This is a genomic window from Massilia sp. ZL223 (genome assembly GCF_018119395.1).
GTDB lineage: Bacteria > Pseudomonadota > Gammaproteobacteria > Burkholderiales > Burkholderiaceae_D > Telluria.
The window spans coordinates 19,442-38,885 of sequence record NZ_JAGPWD010000015.1 but is presented as its reverse complement, the minus strand read 5'-3'; the positions used below and the strand labels follow the sequence as shown (position 1 = coordinate 38,885).

Annotated in this window: 15 protein-coding genes; 5 read left to right on the top strand and 10 right to left on the bottom strand. The window is 67.6% G+C overall.

Annotation, left to right across the window (positions count from 1 at the left end; all coding sequences use genetic code 11):
• The first annotated feature begins 111 nt into the window (after positions 1–111).
• Genes KBW95_RS11540 through KBW95_RS11530 form a run of 3 tightly spaced genes read left to right on the top strand, consistent with a single transcriptional unit; the run spans position 112 to position 3,033 of the window.
• On the top strand, positions 112–1,338 hold the full coding sequence (locus KBW95_RS11540) for a hypothetical protein (protein ID WP_211524655.1): 1,227 nt from the start codon (positions 112–114) through the stop codon (positions 1,336–1,338).
• Positions 1,335–2,384, top strand: coding sequence for a hypothetical protein (locus tag KBW95_RS11535; protein WP_211524654.1), 1,050 nt, complete (start codon positions 1,335–1,337; stop codon positions 2,382–2,384). The genes KBW95_RS11540 and KBW95_RS11535 overlap by 4 nt, the downstream gene beginning before the upstream one ends.
• A 37-nt stretch (positions 2,385–2,421) precedes the next feature.
• Positions 2,422–3,033, top strand: coding sequence for a hypothetical protein (locus KBW95_RS11530; RefSeq protein WP_211528305.1), 612 nt, complete (start codon positions 2,422–2,424; stop codon positions 3,031–3,033).
• Here KBW95_RS11530 and KBW95_RS11525 read toward each other — a convergent pair.
• From KBW95_RS11525 to KBW95_RS11495, 7 genes are all read right to left on the bottom strand, one after another.
• Positions 2,990–3,793, bottom strand: a complete 804-nt coding sequence (locus tag KBW95_RS11525) for an extracellular solute-binding protein (RefSeq protein WP_211524652.1) — start codon at positions 3,791–3,793, stop codon at positions 2,990–2,992. The genes KBW95_RS11530 and KBW95_RS11525 overlap by 44 nt on opposite strands.
• 21 nt (positions 3,794–3,814) lie before the next feature.
• Entirely contained in the window at positions 3,815–4,468 is a 654-nt protein-coding gene (locus KBW95_RS11520; protein WP_211524651.1) for an energy-coupling factor ABC transporter ATP-binding protein, read from the bottom strand.
• On the bottom strand, positions 4,465–5,172 hold the full coding sequence (locus KBW95_RS11515; protein ID WP_211524650.1) for an ABC transporter permease: 708 nt from the start codon (positions 5,170–5,172) through the stop codon (positions 4,465–4,467). Before KBW95_RS11515 ends, KBW95_RS11520 begins: the two co-directional genes overlap by 4 nt.
• Entirely contained in the window at positions 5,172–6,041 is an 870-nt protein-coding gene (locus KBW95_RS11510) for a formate dehydrogenase accessory sulfurtransferase FdhD (RefSeq protein WP_229429694.1), read from the bottom strand. The genes KBW95_RS11515 and KBW95_RS11510 overlap by 1 nt, the downstream gene beginning before the upstream one ends.
• On the bottom strand, positions 6,038–8,839 hold the full coding sequence (fdhF, locus tag KBW95_RS11505; RefSeq protein WP_211528304.1) for a formate dehydrogenase subunit alpha: 2,802 nt from the start codon (positions 8,837–8,839) through the stop codon (positions 6,038–6,040). The genes KBW95_RS11510 and fdhF overlap by 4 nt, the downstream gene beginning before the upstream one ends.
• Entirely contained in the window at positions 8,836–10,539 is a 1,704-nt protein-coding gene (locus KBW95_RS11500; RefSeq protein WP_211524648.1) for an NAD(P)H-dependent oxidoreductase subunit E, read from the bottom strand. The genes fdhF and KBW95_RS11500 overlap by 4 nt, the downstream gene beginning before the upstream one ends.
• Before the next feature lie 64 nt (positions 10,540–10,603).
• The gene (locus KBW95_RS11495) at positions 10,604–12,244 is read right to left on the bottom strand and encodes an OFA family MFS transporter (protein ID WP_211524647.1); all 1,641 of its coding nucleotides are present in this window, start codon (positions 12,242–12,244) and stop codon (positions 10,604–10,606) included.
• A gap of 122 nt (positions 12,245–12,366) precedes the next feature.
• Between KBW95_RS11495 and KBW95_RS11490 the strand changes: the two genes are divergently transcribed.
• Positions 12,367–13,443 (top strand): substrate-binding domain-containing protein, encoded by a 1,077-nt coding sequence (locus tag KBW95_RS11490; RefSeq protein ID WP_211524646.1) that lies wholly within the window; start codon positions 12,367–12,369, stop codon positions 13,441–13,443.
• 176 nt (positions 13,444–13,619) lie between these two features.
• Here KBW95_RS11490 and KBW95_RS11485 read toward each other — a convergent pair whose 3' ends face one another.
• A complete protein-coding gene (locus KBW95_RS11485) occupies positions 13,620–13,856 on the bottom strand; it encodes a hypothetical protein (protein ID WP_211524645.1) in 237 nt (78 codons plus the stop codon).
• A 233-nt stretch (positions 13,857–14,089) separates the two neighbouring features.
• Between KBW95_RS11485 and rfbD the strand changes: the two genes are divergently transcribed.
• Positions 14,090–16,354 carry a dTDP-4-dehydrorhamnose reductase gene (gene rfbD, locus KBW95_RS11480; protein WP_211528303.1) on the top strand — a complete coding sequence of 755 codons (2,265 nt, stop codon included), beginning with the start codon at positions 14,090–14,092 and terminating at the stop codon, positions 16,352–16,354.
• An 81-nt stretch (positions 16,355–16,435) separates the two neighbouring features.
• Here rfbD and msbA read toward each other — a convergent pair whose 3' ends face one another.
• Together msbA and KBW95_RS11470 are read right to left on the bottom strand one after the other, a co-directional pair.
• On the bottom strand, positions 16,436–18,163 hold the full coding sequence (msbA, locus tag KBW95_RS11475; protein WP_211528302.1) for a lipid A export permease/ATP-binding protein MsbA: 1,728 nt from the start codon (positions 18,161–18,163) through the stop codon (positions 16,436–16,438).
• Complete coding sequence (locus KBW95_RS11470; RefSeq protein ID WP_211524642.1) at positions 18,153–19,403, bottom strand: O-antigen ligase; 1,251 nt, start codon at positions 19,401–19,403, stop codon at positions 18,153–18,155. Before KBW95_RS11470 ends, msbA begins: the two co-directional genes overlap by 11 nt.
• Between the last annotated feature and the right edge of the window lie 41 nt (positions 19,404–19,444).

The window sequence follows — 19,444 nt, the reverse complement described above, 5'->3', positions numbered from 1 at the left end:
TAGAGCGAACGCAAGCTATTAACATTATTGCCACATTTTTTGCGCTGCGACGAAACCCGGCCGGAAAGGCCATGTTCTGATGGAAGCGGTCGTACCAACCAGGAGAGAGGCATGAGCGCACGGATCCTTCAACGATGGCAGGAATGGGAACACGCGAGAGCAGGCACGCGGCGGCGGACGCCCAGGCCTTTACCGGCGCTGCTGTGCGCCGCAACGCTGGCCGCATTCGGCGCGGCGCCGGACCATGCGCTGGCCCAGGCCACCCCATGCAGCGCCGCCGGCAGCTGGCTCGACAGCTTCGCCGGCGTGCGCAATATCGCATCCACGCTCACAGGGACGAGCAAATTTCCCTACTGCTCGGCCACCCATAGCATGACCGTCACCATGACGGGACCGGGCAGCTTCACCACCAACAACCGCTACAACGGGGGCGGCGACTGCATCGGCTTTGTCGAGAGCATGAACTTCGCCCCATCGTGCAACCAGGCCAGCGGCGGCTACACCAACGACGACGGCGTCACCGGCGTCATCACCTGGAACCGCACGAATCTGCTCACCCTGACCCGCAACACGCTCACCACGGCCAGCGCCAGCGCCACGCCGGCCGGCGGCAGCTTCAGCCACGTGGGGACGATCGAGGCCGGGCCGAATCCGCCCACCGTCCAGATCGCGTCCGGCGGCACGGCGACGAGCAATCCCAATCCCATCGAGTTCAGGACCACCGCCAACAGCGGCGGCCCCAAAGCGGGCGGACGCATCAAGCTGACCAGCACCTATACCGCCGACGGAGCGCAGAGCGTGAACGACAGGAACCGCGTCGTGGCCTTCGGCATGTCCTGCTATATGCTGGCGCTCGAATCGGACTATGGCGCCCAGCCCGACTCCTGCACCTCCACGCGCATCGGCGGCGTGACCTACAGCGGAACGCGCACCGATCCCAACGGACTGAGCGGCACCTACTGCGCGTCCTTCATCGCCAACGTCCGCCTGCAGGGCAGCGGCCAGCTGAACGATGGCCGCTACGTGAACTATGATGTCAACAGCAACACCATCAATGTCGTCGCCGAGGTCCGCGGTTCGGACAACACGGCGGTGGTGGCCGACCGCACCGTCGCCCGCGACCTTGCCATCATTCCCAGCCGCGGCGTGCTGGTCGATGTCGACGGCATCGGCGACGGCCTGCTCGCCAACGACAGGGGCGGGCATATCGTCGGCTACCGCCTCGATCTGTTCCGCGGGGCCGGCAAGCAGGTCTGCGCGGCTTACGCCAACCCGATTCGCATCGGCGCCTGCCAGACCGCGCAAGGACTGACCTGTCCGGAAAGGAGATTCCAATGAAGATGTCGCGCATGATACTGCTGATGGCATGCATCAGCACCGGCGCGGGCGCCGCCCCGGCGGGCTACCGCACCGTGAGCATCCAGCAGGGCGCCGTCTGCGTCGCCGAGGCCGGCGGGCCGGCGCATTGCTTCGCGCGCGACGGCTTGCGCAAGTCGCTGCCCCTGATGTCCAGGGATGGCGACCGCATCGCCTTCATCAGCGAGGCCGGGCCGCTTGACGCCCGCCAGCGCCCGCTGGCAACGCTGCGGATCGCGGACCGGCACGGCCAGCAGCTGGCGGCCATCGCGATCAAGCCGCTGGGGCCGGACGAGGTGGCGAGCGGCATGCGGGCGGTCGAGTACCTGGAGTGGGTTGGCCGCGACCGCATCCTGGTCGGCGGCTCGATCAACCCATCGAGCGGCGAATACCTGGTCGTCGACACCGCCAGCGGGCAAGTAGTGCAGGAACTGATCGACGACGGCGGCGGCATCGGGGTATCGCCGGACGGCGCCCACATCGCGACGATCGGCGACGCGCCGCATTTCTCCCAAGGCCGGCCCCGCACCGGCAAGCTGGTGGTCGATGGCAATGAGGTCCTGAGCCTGGCGGCGCTGGGCGTGTCCCCGGACAGCCGGCCGCTCTGGTCGCCCGACGGCAAGGCGCTCGCGCTGCAGGTGCGGGGCCGCGGCGAGCGTCCCGGCGTCCTGGTGTGGAACCGGGGCCGGCGCAGCCACAGCCTCACGCTGCTTCCCGCACCCAAGCAGGCCGACGCCAGGCGCGCGCTCGCCTGGCAGGGCGGCGACCTGCTGGCGACGACGCAAGCGGAGCCCGCCCTCCCCGGCCGTCCCGGCGCGGCGGTCGAGGCGCTGGTATTGAAGAACGCCGCCACCTCGTCCGCGCCGGCACTGGTGCGCGCCCGGCCTCCCGCCGCATCGGGCGCCGCGCAGACCAGGAGCCGCCTGAAGGCGGAAGCCCTGCGCAAGGGCGCGCAGGAGGCGGATGTCTGGTGCGCCGACTGTGCGCTGCGCGAGCTGCCGCGCGCGGCCGGTCCGCTGTCCGAGTAGCGCTTGGTCCCGATTCTTCCTTCACCCAGGAGCAAACATGCGACATCTTCTCAACCTGGCCATCCTTGGCCTGGCCTTGTGCGCCGGCGCCGGCGCCCACGCGGTCCCCGTGACCTACACGCTCAGCGGCACCATCAGCGGCGAGCTTGCAGGAACCGGGTTCACCTCGACCCGGTTCGTCCTCACCGGCAAGTCCGACAGCGAGCTGCTCGAGTCGCCCGACCCCGGCGCCAGCCTGGCGCCGCTGGAGACGCTGGTGATCGAACTGGCCGGCATCGGCAGCTTCGAAGCGCTCAACAAGACCTATTTCTTCACCAACCGCGACCTGGCGCTGGCCGGTTTCCTCGACCAGCTGGAAGGCGACCTGATCGACTTCGCGGCGCCCCGCTTCGCCAGCTACGACGGCACGGCGGCGCTCGATGCGCTGCCGGTCGCTCCCGACTACCTCGGGCTACTCGACACCAGCGGCGGCTTGCTGACGCTGAGCGGCGCCAGCGGGCTCATACTCGAAGTCGAGCGCGCCGACGTTGCGCTGCCGGAACCCGGAACCCTGGTCCTCATGCTGGGACCGCTCGCCCTGCTGGCGCGCCGCCGGGCGGGCCGGCTTACTGCGCCGACGGAAAGAACAGCTGCTCGCCCGCCGGCCTGAAGGCCGCGATCCGGCCCTGGCCTTCCGGCGAAGTGATCCAGGCGACCAGCTGCTGCGCGCCCTTGTAGTTCACCTTCGGGTTTCTGGCGGGATTGACGGCGATGATGCCGTAGGGGTTGAACATGCGCTTGTCGCCTTCGACGATGATGGCCAGGCCGGTCCTGGCCTTGTAGGCGCCATAGGTCGCGCGGTCGGTCAGGGTATAGGCCCGCATCTCGGCCGCCATGTTCAGCACCTCGCCCATGCCCAGGCCCGCCGACACGTAGTTGGCGCCCGCAGGCTTCACGCCGGCCTGCTGCCAGTAGCCCTTCTCCATCACGTCGGTGCCCGAGTTGTCGCCGCGCGAGATGAACTTCACATTGGTCGCCGCGATGCGCTTGAAGGCGGCGATCACGTCCTTGGCGCCCTTCAGCTTAGCCGGATCGTTGTCCGGGCCGACCACGATGAAGTCGTTGTACATCACGTCATGCCGGGCTATGCCCCAGCCTTCGTCGACGAACTGGTCTTCCAGCTTGCGTGCATGGACCAGGGTCACGTCGACGTCGCCGTTCCTGGCCAGCTCCAGCGCCTTGCCGGTGCCGACCGAGATCACGTGGACCTTGTAGCCGGTCTTCGCCTCGAAGGCCGGCAGCAGGACCTTGAGCAGGCCGGAGTTCTCGGTGCTGGTGGTGGTCGACAGGCGGATCACTTCCTGGGCCAGCGCCAGCGGCGAGACCAGGGTGGCGGACAAGAGGACGGCGAACAGCGTACGGCGTTGCATGGTGTTCTCCTTCAGTGATGCTTATCGATGCTCGAGCCGGCCTTCGCGCAGCTTGAGGCGGCGCACGCCGGGCAGGCCGATCAGGTCGCGGTCGTGGCAAGCCATCACCACGCTGCCGCCCGCGTGCAGCAGGGTCGGAATCAGGGCGATCACCTGCTCGCGCGCCTGGCCGTCCAGGTTGGCGGTCGGCTCGTCCAGCAGCAGCAGGCGCGGTTGCAGCACGCGGGCGCGCGCCAGCGCCACGCGCTGCTTTTCTCCACCCGACAGGCGGTTGGGGTCGGTGTCGCGCAGGTGCTCCACGCCGGCCCAGCGCATCGCTTCCTCGACCAGGCCGCGCACCTTGCTCCGGTCTTCGCCGCGCGCCTGCAGGCCGTAGGCGATGTTATGGCCGACGCTGGTCGAGAACATGATCGGATGCTGGTGCACGTAGACGATCGCCCGCCGCAGCTCCTTCGGATACGGATACAGCGGCAGGGTGCGTCCGTCGACTTCGACCGTGCAGGCGTCGCAGCGTTCCAGCCCCGCCAGCATGCGAAGCAAGGTGCTCTTGCCGGCGCCGTTCACGCCGGTCAGCACGTAGGCGCTGGCGGTGTCGATAGTGAGCTGGTCGATCTCGAACAGCACCCGGCCGCCATGCTGGCGGCGCAGGCCGCGCACGGTGAGCAGCGCGCTCATGCCCGGACTCCCGGCATGCGCGCCTCGCCCTGCAGCAGCACCAGCGCGCCGTTCATCAGGAGCGCCAAGGTGACCAGCACGATGCCCAGCGCAATCCCCTGCGCGAACTCGCCCTTGCTGGTTTCCAGCGCAATCGCGGTGGTGATGGTGCGCGTCTCGCCTTCGATATTCCCGCCGATCATGAGGGCGCAGCCGACTTCCGAGATCACCCGGCCGAAGCCGCTGATCACGGCCGCCATCACGCCATAGCGCGCCTCGTGCAGCACGGTGAGCATCACGCGCAGGCGCGAGGCGCCGTGGGCGATGGCTGTCTCGGCATAGCGCGGGTCGAGCGCCTGCACCGCCGCCAGGGTGAAGGCCAGCAGCACCGGCAGGCCGATCACGAACTGGCCCGCCACGATGCCGGTCTGGCTGAACAGCCATTCGAGTCCGCCCAGCGGGCCGCGGCGCGACAGCATCAAATACAGCAGCAGGCCGATCAGGACCGTGGGCAGGGACAGCGCCGCCTGGGCCAGCCAGATCGCCACGCGCCGGCCACGGAAGCGGTGCATGGCGATGGCGTAGCCGAGCAGCACCGCGGGCGGCGTCGCCAGCAGCAGTCCCAGCAGACTGGTTTTCACGGAGACCCAGACGATGCGCCACAGCGCGGCGTCGCCGCTGAACAGCAGCGCGAAGGCGTGCGAGATGGCGTCCAGCAGGGACATCAGACTTGCCGCGGCGCGCCCAGGGGTTCGAGCAGGTCGGGTTCGAACACCAGGCGATCGTGCCCCGCCAGCAGCAGGAAATGCTTGCCGGTGCAGCGCGCCAGCAGCGACATGCCGACCCGCTCGGCCACCATGTGCCCCATCTGGGTGGTGCCGGAGCGCGACAGCAGGAAGGGAATCCCCATCTGGGCGCCCTTGATGACCATTTCGGAAGTCAGGCGGCCGGTGGTGTAGAACACCTTGTCCTCGCCGCGCATGCCCTCCAGCCACATCAGGCCGGCGATGGCGTCCACCGCATTATGGCGGCCGACGTCTTCCACGAAGTACAGCAGCTCGCCCTCGTTCGAGAACAGCGCGCAGCCGTGCACCGAGCCGGCCTGCTTGTAGATCGACTGCTGGGTGCGGATGGTCTCGACGATGCGGTAGACCACCGATTGCGGCAGGCGCGCGTCCTCCGGCAGCGAGATCTGGTCGACTTCATCCATCAGGCCGCCGAACACCGAGCCCTGGCCGCAGCCGGTGGTGACGACCTTTTTCGCGGTGCGCTCCTCCACGTCCGCGATGCCGCTGCGGGTGACCACGGCCACGGAGTCCACTTCCCAGTCGACCTGGATCGAGACGATGTCCTCGATCGAGCGCACCAGGCGCTGGTTGCGCAGGTAGCCCAGGGTCAGCGCCTCGGGGGCGCCGCCCAGGGTCATCAGGGTGACCAGCTCGCGCTTGTCGACGTACACGGTCAGCGGCCGCTCGGCCGGGATCGAGATCGTCGAACGGCGGCCGCGCTCGTCCACCGCCAGCACTTCCTGGGTCAGGACGGCGCGGGCGCTGGACAACTGCGGACGGTAGCGTGGCAGGTCGGGACAGTTCATGTTGCCAATTGTGCCATGCCGGCCAGGATTTGGCCGCCACCGTAGCTCCCCTGTGGCGCCACCTCCCCGCCAGGCGTGACCTTGATCGCGCAATACTTGAATTCCGGAATCTTTCCGAAAGGGTCGAGCGCGGCATTGGTCAGGCGGTTGATGGCTGCTTCGTAGTAGCAGAACGGCACGAAGATGGCGCCCACCGGCGAGCTGTCGTCGGCCCGCGCGTACAGCACCACTTCGCCGCGGCGCGAGGTGATCGTGATGGGCTGGCCCGGCTGGATGCCCATGCGCTCCAGGTCGAGCGGGTGCACCAGGGCCACCGGATCGGGTTCGATCGCATCCAGCACCGTCGCGCGGCGGGTCATGCTGCCGGTGTGCCAGTGCTCGAGCTGGCGGCCGGTGATCAGGACCAGCGGGTACTCGGTGTCCGGGCGTTCGTCGGCCGGGATGATGTCGGCCGGGACGAAGCGCGCCTTGCCGCCCTCGCGCGGGAACAGTTCGGTGAACACCACCGGCTGGCCGACGTCGCCCTCGTTCATGCAGGGGTAGACCACCGCGCCGTTGCGCTCCAGGCGTTCCCAGGTGATGCCGCCGATGCTGGCCATGGTCTTGCGCATCTCGTCGAACACCTCGGCCACGTGGCCGTAGTTCCACGGCAGGCCCAGGCGGTTCGCCATCTGCTGGATGATCCACAGGTCCTGCTTGGCCTCGCCCGGCGGCAGGATCGCCTGGCGGCCCAGCTGGACCAGGCGGTCGGTGTTGGTGAAGGTGCCGGTCTTTTCCGGGAAGGCGGACGCCGGCAGGATCACGTCGGCCAGGTAGGCGGTCTCGGTCAGGAAGATGTCCTGCACCACCAGGTGCTCGAGCGCGGCCAGGGCGGCGCGGGCGTGGTTGGCGTCGGGGTCGGACATGGCCGGGTTCTCGCCCATGATGTACATGCCGCGGATCTGGCCGGCATCGATCGCATCCATGATCTCGACCACGGTCAGGCCCGGTTTCGGGTCCAGGGTGGCGCCCCAGGCCTGCTCGAACTTCGCGCGCGCGGCCGGGTTGTCGACGCGCTGGTAGTCCGGCAGCATCATCGGGATCAGGCCGGCGTCGGAGGCGCCCTGCACGTTGTTCTGGCCGCGCAGCGGATGCAGGCCGGTGCCGGGACGGCCGATCTGGCCCGTCATCAAGCTCAGCGCGATCAGGCAGCGCGCATTGTCGGTGCCGTGCACGTGCTGGGACACGCCCATGCCCCACAGGATCATCGAGCCTTTCGAGGTGGCGTACAGGCGCGCCACATAGCGGATGGTGTCGGCGTCGATGCCGCAGATCGGCGCCATCGCTTCCGGGCTGTACTCGGCGACGTTCTGTTCCAGCTCTTCGTAGCCGATGGTGCGGCTGGCGATGAAGTCCTTGTCGACCAGGCCCTCGGTGACGATCACGTGCATCATCGCGTTCAGCAGGGCCACGTCGGTGTCGGGCTTGAACTGCAGGTAGCGGTGGGCGTGGCGCGCCAGCTCGGAGCGGCGCGGATCGAGCACGATCAGCTTGGCGCCGGTACGGACCGCATTCTTGATCCAGGTGGCGGCCACGGGGTGGTTGACGGTCGGGTTGGCGCCGATGATCACGATCACCTCGGCGCGGGTCACGTCCATCACCGGGTTGGAGACCGCGCCCGAGCCGATGCCCTCCAGCAGGGCCGACACCGAGGAGGCGTGGCACAGGCGGGTGCAGTGGTCGACGTTGTTGGTCTTGAATCCGGTGCGCACCAGCTTCTGGAACAAATAGGCTTCCTCATTGCTGCCCTTGGCCGAACCGAAACCGGCCAGCGCGGCGCCGCCGTGCTGGTCGCGGATCGCCGCCAGCTTGCCGCCGGCCAGCTCCAATGCCTCTTCCCAGCTCGCTTCGCGGAACACCTCCATGACGCGGTCCGGGTCCATCGTGAATTCGCCCGTCTTGGGCACGCCTGCGCGGCGGATCAGCGGCTTGGTCAAGCGGTGCGGGTGGTGCGCGTAGTCGAAGCCGTAGCGGCCCTTGACGCACAGGCGGCCATGGTTGGCCGGGCCGTCGCGTCCTTCGACGTAGAGAATCTTGTTGTCCTTGACGTTGTAGGTCAGCTGGCAGCCGACGCCGCAATACGGGCAGACCGAGTCGACCTGCTTGTCGGGGATGTGCAGCGCCACTTCGCGCGCCGGCATCAGGGCGCCGGTCGGGCAGGCCTGCACGCACTCGCCGCAGGCCACGCAGGTGCTTGCTCCAAGCGGGTCGTCCTGGTCGAACACGATCTTGGCGCCCTCGCCGCGGAAGGCCAGGCCGATCACGTCGTTGACCTGTTCGTCGCGGCAGGCGCGCAGGCAGCGCGTGCACTGGATGCAGGCGTCCAGGTTGACGGTGATGGCGGCGTGGGTGGCGTCCATCTGCGGCTGCGCGCGCGTGGGCGCAAAGCGCGGCTTGCCGACGCCGAGCTTGTCCGCCCACAGGTCGACTTCGTTCTTGCGCGTGTATTCCGCTTCCGGCATGTCGGCCAGCAGCAATTCCAGCACCATCTTCTGGGCGGCCACGGCGCGCGGGCTGTCGGTGGTGACCTTCATGCCGTTGCTGGGATGGCGGCAGCAGGAAGGCGCCAGCACGCGCTCACCAATGATCTCGACCATGCAGGAGCGGCAGTTGCCGACAGCTTCCATGCCCTCCTTGTAGCACAGGCGCGGGACTTCGACACCCTCGCGTGCGGCGACTTCGATCAGGGTCTCGTGGGGCAGCGCCTCGACGGTGCGGCCGTTCAGTTCGAAGGATACGGTTCGGATGATGGCGTTCATTTTTGCCCCAATTCGTGCGGGAAGTATTTGATGACGCAGTCGAAAGGATTCGGCGCGGCCTGGCCCAGGCCGCAAATGGACGCGTCGCGCATCACTTGCGACAGCTCGCCCAGCAACGGCACATCCCATTGCGGCTGGCGGATCAGGTCGAGCGCCTTGGCGGTGCCGTTGCGGCAAGGGGTGCACTGGCCGCAGGACTCGTCCTTGAAGAAGGCCAGCGTGTTGCGCGCGGCCGCGACTGCGCTGTCGCGGTCCGACAGCACGACCACGGCGGCCGATCCGATGAAGCAGCCGTAGGGCTGCAGGGTGTCGAAGTCGAGCGGGATGTCGCCCATCGAGGCCGGCAGGATGCCGCCCGAGGCGCCGCCCGGCAGGTAGGCGTAGAAGTCCTGGCCGTCCTGCATGCCGCCGCAGTATTCATCGATCAGTTCGCGGATCGTGATGCCGGCCGGGGCCAGCTTCACGCCGGGGTTGCGCACCCGGCCGGAGACCGAGAACGAGCGCAGGCCGCGGCGGCCGTTGCGCCCGTGGCTGGCGAACCATTCGCCGCCGCGCTCCAGGATCTCGCGCACCCAGTGCAGCGATTCGAAGTTGTGTTCCAGCGTCGGGCGGCCGAACAGGCCCACCTGAGCCACATAGGGCGGGCGCAGGCGCGGCATGCCGCGCTTGCCCTCGATCGACTCGATCATGGCCGACTCTTCGCCGCAGATGTAGGCGCCGGCGCCGCGGCGGAGAATGATCGGCGGCATGCCCTGCACCGGCGGATCGAGGCGCAGCTTTTCCAGCTCGGCCTCCAGCATGGCGCGGCAGCCGTGGTATTCGTCGCGCAGGTAGATATAGATGGCCTCGATGCCCACCGCCCAGGCGGCGATCAGCGCGCCTTCCAGGAAACGGTGCGGGTCGCGCTCGAGGTAGACGCGGTCCTTGAAGGTGCCCGGTTCGCCTTCGTCGATATTGATGGCCATCAGGCGCGGACCCGCTTCGGCACGCACGATGCGCCATTTACGGCCCAGCGGGAAGCCTGCGCCGCCCAGGCCGCGCAGGCCCGAGGTTTCCAGGGTCGAGATGACCTGTTCGACTTCGTGTTCGCCGGCCACGCAGGCGCGCAGCAGCTGGTAGCCGCCTTCGGCGCGGTAGCCGGCGTAATCGGTGTAATCGGCGACAGCATCAATGGTCGAGCCGGATGCCACCTTGGCCAGCACCGTTTCGGCGCTCGCCTGCGGCACCGCCAGCTGGCCGACCACGGCCACCGGCGCCTGCTCGCAGCGGCCGACGCAGGGTGCTTCCAACACCCTCACCTCACGGCCCAGCAGTCCAGGCAGCTTCGCCAGCAATTCCCGGGCGCCCGCCATCTCGCAGGACAGGCCGGCGCAGACGCGGACGCTCAAGGAAGCTGGGGCCGCCTGCCCTTCCTTGACCACGTCGAAGTGGTGGTAGAAGGTAGCGACCTCGTAGACCTCGGTCTGGGCCAGCCCCATCTCCTGCGCCAGCGCGGCGAGATGGCTGCTGGACAGGCAGCCGTAGCGGTCTTGGATCTTGTGCAGGTGCTCGATGAGCAGGTCGCGCTGGCGCGACTCCGCGCCGAGCAGCGCCCGCACCTCGGCCAGCGCCTGCGGCTCGACGCGGCGGCCCTTCGGGGCCTCGCGCTTGCGCTGGCGGCTTGCGCCGGAGACGGCGATCGGGATGATGGGGTGGTTCATGATGGGTCCCAACGTGGTCGATTGGTGAAGGCGCGGACGATGGAACCGCCCGCGCCCGTCCTTGTTACTTGAACAGCACCACTGCCTTCTGCAGCGTGATCCACACGCCCATCAGCAGCGGAATGCCGACTGCGGCCCAGGCGAACATGGCCACGGCCGGGTTGACGCCGCCGGTGGCGACAGCCGCGCCGCCGCGTCCCGACGAGGCGGTGATATCGCGCTCGCTCGCCAGGCGCTTCTCGCGGGCCAGCTCGTCGTCGGTCATGAAGTGCTTGTCGGCGATCGGGCGCACCATCAGGTTGCACAGCACGCCCAGGCCCACCAGCGCGGCCAGCACGTACATCGTCACATCATACGCCTGCGCCTTGGGCACGCCCTGGGCGATCTGGTATTCGCGGATGTAGCCGATCAGGATCGGACCGAGCACGCCGGCGGCGGCCCAGGCGGTCAGCAGGCGGCCGTGGATCGCGCCCACCATCTGGGTGCCGAACAGGTCGGCCAGGTAGGCCGGCACGGTCGAGAAGCCGCCGCCGTACATCGACAGGATGATGCAGATGAAGGCGACGAACAGCGCCAGCTGGCCCGAGTGCGCCAGCGACGGAATCGACACGTAGAGCACGAAGCCCAGCACCAGGAACACGAAATAGGTCGCCTTGCGGCCGATGTAGTCCGAGCACGACGCCCACAGGAAGCGGCCGCCGATGTTGAACAGCGACAGCAGGCCGGTGAAGCCGGCGGCGATGGCCGCGATCTGGCCCTTCTGCGCCGCGTCGAGGTCGTTGAAGGCCACGTCCACGCCGATCAGGCGGCCGCCGAAGACTTCCTGCAGCAGCGGCGAGGCCATCGCCAGGATGCCGATGCCGGCCGAGACGTTCAGGAACAGCACCATCCACACCAGCCAGAACTGCGGGATCGACCAGACGCGGTCCACGTGCACGTGGCGCGCGGTGATCATGGTGTTGCCTTTTTTGGCTGCCGGCGGGGTCCAGCCTTCCGGGCGCCAAGAGCTGGCCGGGACGCGGTAGGCCAGCGCGCCGGCCATCATGAAGACGAAGTAGATCGCGGCCAGGGCCAGGAAGGTCTCCCACACGCCGACCGAGGCCGGGGTGGCGAAGTACTTCATCAGCTTGTCGGCCAGCGGGGCGCCGATCATCGCGCCGCCGCCGAAGCCCATGATCGCCATGCCGGTCGCCATGCCGCGGCGGTCGGGGAACCATTTGATGAGGGTGGACACGGGCGAGATATAGCCCAGTCCCAGGCCGATGCCGCCGATCACGCCCGAGCCCAGCCACATCAGCCAGATCTGGTGGGTATAGATGCCCACGCTTGAAATCACCAGGCCGCCGCACCAGCACAGGGCCGAGACGACGCCTGCCTTGCGCGGGCCGGCGTGCTCGAGCCAGCCGCCGAACAGCGCGGTGGCCAGGCCGAGGAAGACGAAGAACAGCGTGAACATCCAGCCCAGCATCGAGATCTTCCAGTCGCAGGTGGTGGCGAAGATCTCGGCCATGAAGCTCATGTCGGCCGGGCAGGCCAGCGATTCGGTGATGCCGACCGCTTTCGACAGCGGCAGCCAGAAGACCGAGAAGCCATAGGCCATGCCGATGCACAGGTGGATCGCCAGCGCCGCCGGCGGCACCAGCCAGCGGTTGAAACCGGGTCCTGCGATCGTGTGTTCCTTATCCAGAAAACGTAGTCCTGCCATGTTGTCTCCAGTTTTTATAAGTATCGGAATATGCTTTAAAAAGCATATTATTTCGTCTATTTTTATTATTTTGCGGAGCGTACCATGATGTTTTCTGCATAGAAATAGGCTATTTTCAGCATATGCTCAAGGTTCATATACGCCCGCATTGGGAGATCTCCCTGAAGGGAGAGGCGCCGCTGGACACCGCCGACCTGCTCGGTTTGCTGCTGTCCATCCAGGACACCGGCTCGATCGCCCAGGCGGCCAAATCGGTGAAGCTGTCCTATCGCTATGCGTGGGGATTGCTGCGCACGGCCGAGTCCTTGTTCGGCCAGCAGCTGCTGCAGACCGGGCGCGGACGCGGCACTCAGCTCACGCCGCTGGCGCAAAAGCTGGTGTGGGCCGACCGCCGCATCGCCGCGCGCCTCTCGCCTACCCTGCAGAGCCTGGCCTCGGAACTGGAAGTCGAGCTGGCGCGCATCGTCACGGCCGACAAGGCGCGCCCGCTGCGCCTGGACGCCAGCCACGGCTTCGCGGTGGCGGCGCTGATGGGCTGCGTCGACCGCGACGCCCTGCCCATCGATTCGCGCTACCGCACCAGCACCGATGCGGTGGTGGCGCTGGCGCGGCGCGAGTGCGACCTGGCCGGCTTCCATATTCCACAGGGACGCTTCCAGGCCCAGACCGCGGCCTGGTACCTGCGCTGGCTCGATCCGGAGCAGCATTGCCTGGTGCGGGTGGCGGGGCGCGAACAGGGCCTGATCACGGCGCGCGGCAATCCGCTCGGCCTGCGCGGCCTGGCCGACCTGGCCCGGCCGGGCGTGCGCTTCGTCAACCGCCAGGCCGGCTCCGGCACCCGCATGCTGCTCGAGATGATGCTGGAGGCGGACGGCCCGCCCTTCGACGCGATCCAGGGTTTCCACAGCGCCGAGTTCACCCACTCGGCGGTGGCGGCCTATATCGCCAGCGGCATGGCCGACGCCGGGTTCGGCATGCGCGCAGCGGCGGCCCAGTTCAAGCTGGAGTTCATTCCATTGGTAAGCGAGGTCTATTATTTTGCGCTGCGCAGCGATGCGCTGGAGGAAGCGGCCATGCGCCAGTTGCTGGAGCTGATGCGGACGCCGGAGTATCACCGCTTGGTGGCGGCGCTGCCTGGTTACGAGGCCACAGGGACGGGCGAAGTAATCTCGATCACCGATGCGTTCGAACAGCCCTGAACGATATTAGTTCAGCTACCCTAAAAACCGTCGTGCCCGCCACTGGCGGCCACGACTTCCGGCGAAGGCCGGAACCCAAGTTCGTAGAGCAGCCGTAACGCATGCAAAACTTGGGTCCCGGCCTTCGCCGGGACGACGGTCTTGGGGCTAGCGGTGAAGGACACGCAAACAGCGTTCTAGCGCCGCCGCTTCTTCCAGTTGTAGTCAGGCCCCGTCACATCCACGCCTGGATGCCCCACCACATCCGGATGCTCCGAACACATGGTAATGAAGCGCACCCCCTCCCCCGCGCGCTGGCGCTTGCGCAGCTCTTCCATGAACTGCATCGCCGCCACCATCTCGGTCGTGTCGAAAGGCTGGCACTGAGGTTCGCCGCCGTCTTCCTCGACGATGGTCCAGTACACCATGTACATCGTATTCTCCCGCTGTCGGCTGTGGATATTGTGGCGCGATCGGCGCCGGGACGGCGCACGCGTTCGCCTGGAGGCTACTCATGCGTTTTAACCGAAATTAGGCCCAGTAATGCAAGATATGGGCGAAAAACGTAGGACTTGTCCGAAAAGGGGGTTTTATGTGCGCCATTTCACATAAGGGTCAAAACCAGGACAGTAGGCTTGAGGCTGTTTTCACAAAGCAGACGATCCTCATGAATCCACATATTGTTTCACAGCCGGACCAAGCCCCCGAGCTGGAGCTCTGGGGCGGACTTGAATGCACGGTCAACCGTGTACGCGACAACTACTTCAGCCAGATGGACCGCAACGGGCACGCGGAGCGCCTGCAGGACATCGAACGTTTCGCCTCCCTCGGCATCAAGGCGATCCGCTATCCGGTGCTGTGGGAGCGTACTGCGCCTGACGGCATCGAGTCGGCCGACTGGTCGTGGCCCGACGAGCGACTGCCTGCCCTGCAGCAGCTGGGCGTCACGCCCATCGTCGGCCTGATCCACCACGGCAGCGGACCGCGCCATACCAGCCTGGTCGATCCGACTTTCGCCGACGAGCTCGCCGAGTACGCCGGCGCGGTCGCCCGGCGCTACCCCTGGGTCGAGTACTACACCCCGGTCAACGAGCCGTGCACCACGGCGCGCTTCTCGGGCCTGGCGGGCGTATGGTACCCGCACGGCAGCGACGAGGCGACCTTCGTGCGCGCCCTGCTCAACCAGACCCGCGCCACGGTGCTGTCGATGCGCGCCATCCGCGCCGTCAACCCGGACGCCAAGCTGGTCCAGACCGACGACCTGTCCAAGACCTATGGCACGCCGGAGATGGAAGAGATCACCAGCTTCTTCAACGAACGCCGCTGGCTGGGCTGGGACCTGCTGTGCGGGAAGGTCGACCAGCACCACAAGCTGTGGAACTACCTGCTGGAAGCGAACGCGACCGAGGAAGAACTGCTCTGGTTCCGCGACAATCCCTGCCCGCCGGACATCATCGGCGTGAACTACTACATCACCAGCGAACGCTGGCTCGACCACCGCCCGGAGCGCTATCCGGAAACGCACCGCCACGTGTACAAGGGCGTTCCGCACGCGGACATCGAGGCGCCGCGCGCGCTGGCCACGCCGACGCCGGGCATCGCGCCGCTGCTGATGGAAACCTGGGAGCGCTACGGCCTGCCGATCGCCATCACCGAGGCCCACATCGACGCCAACCGCGAAGACCAGCTGCGCTGGCTGGTCGAAATCTGGAACTCGGCCCGCAAGGCGCGCAACCAGGGCGCCGACGTGCGCGCCGTCACCGTCTGGGCCCTGCTCGGCTCCTTCGACTGGAACTGCCTGGTGACCGAATGCCGCGGCTATTACGAACCTGGCCCCTTCGACGTACGCGGCGGCACGCCGCGCGCCACCGCCGTCGCGACCCTGATGCGCGAACTGTCCAGCGGCCGTCCGCTGAGCAATCCGGTGCTGCAGGGCGAAGGCTGGTGGCGCCGTCCGGGACGCTTCCTGTGCAAGCCGGTGGCGACCAGCACCGCGGTGGCCGACCTGGCCGTGCGCAGCCAGTTCAAGTCGGCCCACGTGCAGCCGATCCTGATCACGGGCGCCACCGGCACCCTGGGCTCGGCCTTCGCGCGCATCTGCGAGAAGCGCAACCTGGCCTACCACGTGCTGACGCGCCAGGAGATGGACATCACCGACCCGGCCTCGGTGGAAAGCGCGATCCAGCGCTTCAAGCCCTGGGCCATCATCAACGCGGGCGGCTACGTGCGCGTCGACGATGCCGAGCAGGATGCCGAGCGCTGCATGCGCGAGAACACCCTGGGGCCGACCATCCTGTCGCTGGCCTGCATCCGCCATGGCTTGCGCTTCATGACCTTCTCGACCGACCTGGTGTTCGACGGCACCAAGGGCCAGCCCTATGTGGAATCGGACGCCGTCAACCCGCTGGGCGTCTACGGCCGCAGCAAGGCCGAGGCCGAGCAGCGCGTGCTGGACGCCGATCCGCAGGCCCTGGTGATCCGCACCAGCGCCTTCTTCGGCCCCTGGGACCAGCACAACTTCGTCACCCAGGCGCTGAACGCGCTCGACAACGGCCTGCCCTTCCAGGCGGCGCGCGACATGGTGGTGGCGCCGACCTATGTGCCGGACCTGGTGAACGTGTCGCTCGACCTGCTGATCGACCGCGAACGCGGCGTCTGGCACCTGACCAATGCCGAGGCGCTGAGCTGGGCCGAGCTGGCCAGGCGCGCCTGCGCGGCGGCCGGGGTCGATGCGGGACGGCTGGAGGAAGTGTCGATGGAGTCCTGCGGCTATGCCGCACGGCGCCCGGAGTTCAGTGCGCTGAGCAGCGAACGCGGACTGCTGCTGCCTTCGCTGGACGATGCGCTCAGGCGCTATATGGAGGCGGTGGAACAGCGGGCAAACGGAGTCGAGGCCGAACGTCCGGGAGAGGCGGCGCACTACGCCAGCTGATAACGATCGCTTTCTGCCAAGTTGCCGCGCTCTTCCTTCGGGGAGGCGCGGTTTTTTTGTGCGCTGGCGGGGACCCAAGTTTCACGACTCTTCCACCGCCGCAAACTGCAGCCGATACAGGTTCGCATACATGCCGTTGGCCGCCAGCAGCTCCTCGTGCGTCCCCTGCTCCACGATCCGCCCATGCTCCATCACCACAATGCGGTCGGCCCGCTCGATGGTCGACAAGCGGTGCGCGATCACGATCGTGGTGCGCCCGGCCATCAGGGTATCGAGCGCCGCCTGCACCGCGCGCTCGGACTCGTTGTCCAGCGCCGAGGTGGCCTCGTCCAGGATCAGGATCGGCGCGTCCTTGTAGATCGCGCGTGCGATCGCCACGCGCTGGCGCTGGCCGCCCGACAGGCGCGAGCCGTTTTCGCCGATGCGCGTCTCCACGCCTTCCGGCAGCTTGGCCACCACGTCCGTCAGGTGCGCGGCCTTGACCGCGGCCGCCAGGCGCTCGTCGTCGATCTGTTCGGCGCCGTAGGCGATGTTGGCCGCCAGCGTGTCGTCGAACAGGACCACGTTCTGGCTCACCATCGCCAGCTGGGCGCGCAGGCTGGCCAGGCGGATGTCCTGGTAGGGCAGGCCGTCCAGCAGCAGGCGGCCGCCTTCCGGATCGTAGAAGCGCGTCACCAGGTTGACGAAGGTCGACTTGCCGCCGCCCGACATGCCCACCAGGGCCACCGTCTGGCCGGGCTGGATATCGAGCGAGACCTCGTCGAGCGCCAGGCCGGGCGCGCCGGGATAGCGGAAGGCCACGCGCTCGAACACCAGGTGGCCCCTGGCGCGGCCCAGTTCCTGGCTGCCGGTATCGAGCTCGGTCGGCGAATCGATGATCTGGAACACCGTCTCGGCGGCCGCGATCCCGCGCTGCATCGGGCCGTTGACCTCGGCCAGCGACTTCAGGGGAGTCAGCAGCATCAGCATCATGGTCACGAAGTTGGTGAACTCGCCCACCGTCATCTGGGCGCGGATCGCCAGCACGATCACCAGCGACAGCGCCATCGCGGTGGCGATCTGGGTCACCGGCGTGGTGGCCGCGAAGGCCACCGTCATGCGCTGGGCGAAGCCGCGCAGGGCCTCGCTGCGGGCGTGGAAGCGGGCGCGCTCATAGCGCTCGCCCGAGAACACGCGGATCACCTGGTGGCCGCGCGCGGCCTCTTCCACCACGCCGGTCATCTCGGCGGTGACGCGCTGGCTTTCGCGGTTCAGGCGGCGCAGGCGGCCGGTGGTGGTGCGCACGATCACGGCGGTCAGCGGCACCACCACGATCGCCACCAGGGTCAGCTTCCAGTTCAGGTAGAGCAGCGCGCCCAGCAGGCCGATCACCACCAGCACGTCGCGCACGCAGGCCACGAACACCGACTGGATCATGTCCACCACCTGGCGCACGTCGTTCACCACGGTGTTGATGATGCGGCCCGTGGTCTCTTCCTGGAAGCGCGCCACCGGCAGGCGCAGCACGCGCTCGAAAGCCATGGCGCGCAGGTCGTTCAGCACGCGCGACAGCACCCAGTTGTTCAGGTAGGCGGTCGAGAAGGTGCCGATCCCGCGCAGGATGAAGATCGAGACCAGCACGCCGGGGATCCACCACAGGCTGAATGCGAGCTTTTCCTTGAAGCCCAGGTCGAGCAGCAGTTCCAGCGCCTTGCCCAGCAGCGGCTGGGTGGCGGCGGTGAGCGCCATCGCCAGGAGCGACATCCAGGCGCGCGATTGATAGGGCTTGAGGACCGCCAGCAGGCGTTTCACGATAAGGCTAGTTTTCACGTTTTTCTTTCGCAATCAGGCAGAAGCCCATCAGCAGGAAGATCATCAGCGCGTAGAAGGTGCAGCCCTTGAGCGACCAGAAGATCACTTCCGTCAGGCCGAAACTGAAATAGGAGAGCACGACCAGCATGCCGGCCAGCGCCGGCGCGAACTGCGGCATGCCCTTCCGGATGCCGCGTCCCAGCTCGCGCGCAAAGAACATGAAGGGCGCCAGCAGGATACCAGCCCAGGCCAGCAAGCCCCATATTCCGCCCGAGGCGAAGGCCTGAAAGGCGTCATTATGCAGGTGTTCCACCAGCAGGATCGCCGGATCGAGATCGCCCTCCTCCACATGGCGGCGCAATTCCATGCGCATCGCCACGGGGTCCAGGCCCGTGAGCGGGCGTTCGGCGATCAGCATGGTGGCGCCCTTCCACAGCTCGAGGCGGATGCCGAGGCTGCTGAAGGCGCTGCCGCCGTCCATCCAGGTGCGCACTTCGGTGACGCCCAGCTCGGCGCGATCCTGCATGCCGGTGGCCGGAACGAAGAAGGCCGCGCCGACCAGGGCGAAGCCGCCCACCAGCAGCAGACGCACGCGCTTGCTGTGCAGCAGCTGGGCGTAGCTGAGGAACAGCAGGCCAGCCAGCGGCAGTACGACCAGGCCGCCGCGCGAGCCGGTGGCGATCGAAGCCGCCAGTCCGGCCGCCGCGCCCAGGGCGGCCGGCAAGGCCTTGCGGGTGCTGTGGCGGTAATCGACCGCCGCCGCCAGCGCCAACAGGGCCAGGCACATGGCCAGGTCGCCGAAGGTGATCGGGTTCAGCCACCCGCCTGGCCGGTCCATGTTCAGGACGACGCGCTGCCATAGAACGAAAGGCAGCGCGGCCACGGCGCCGCCGATCACGCCCCACCACAGGACCGCGCGCGGCGGACGCGCCAGCAGCACCAGCATGGCCGCGCTCAGGGCCAGCAGCATGCGCGAAGGATTGTCGAGGCTGGACAGGTCGGCCTCGGGCCGCAGCAGGAAGACCGTGGCCAGGGCCAGCTGGAAGGAGAAGGCGCCGACCACCCAGCGCACGTCCTTCCAGTGCGGCGCCAGCGCCGCCCACGCCCTGCGCGGCACGAACAGCAGCGTGATCACGAACAGGACGCTGGAAAATCCGATACCCGAGGGAGTGATGAGGCTAAGGAAAGGAAATAGAAACACCTGGAAGCCGATCCACAGCTGCATCGGCGCCCAAGCTTGCATCGGCTTATTGTTCATTCAGGTTCATGTGGGATATTCTTGCCACCTTGAGCGATTCA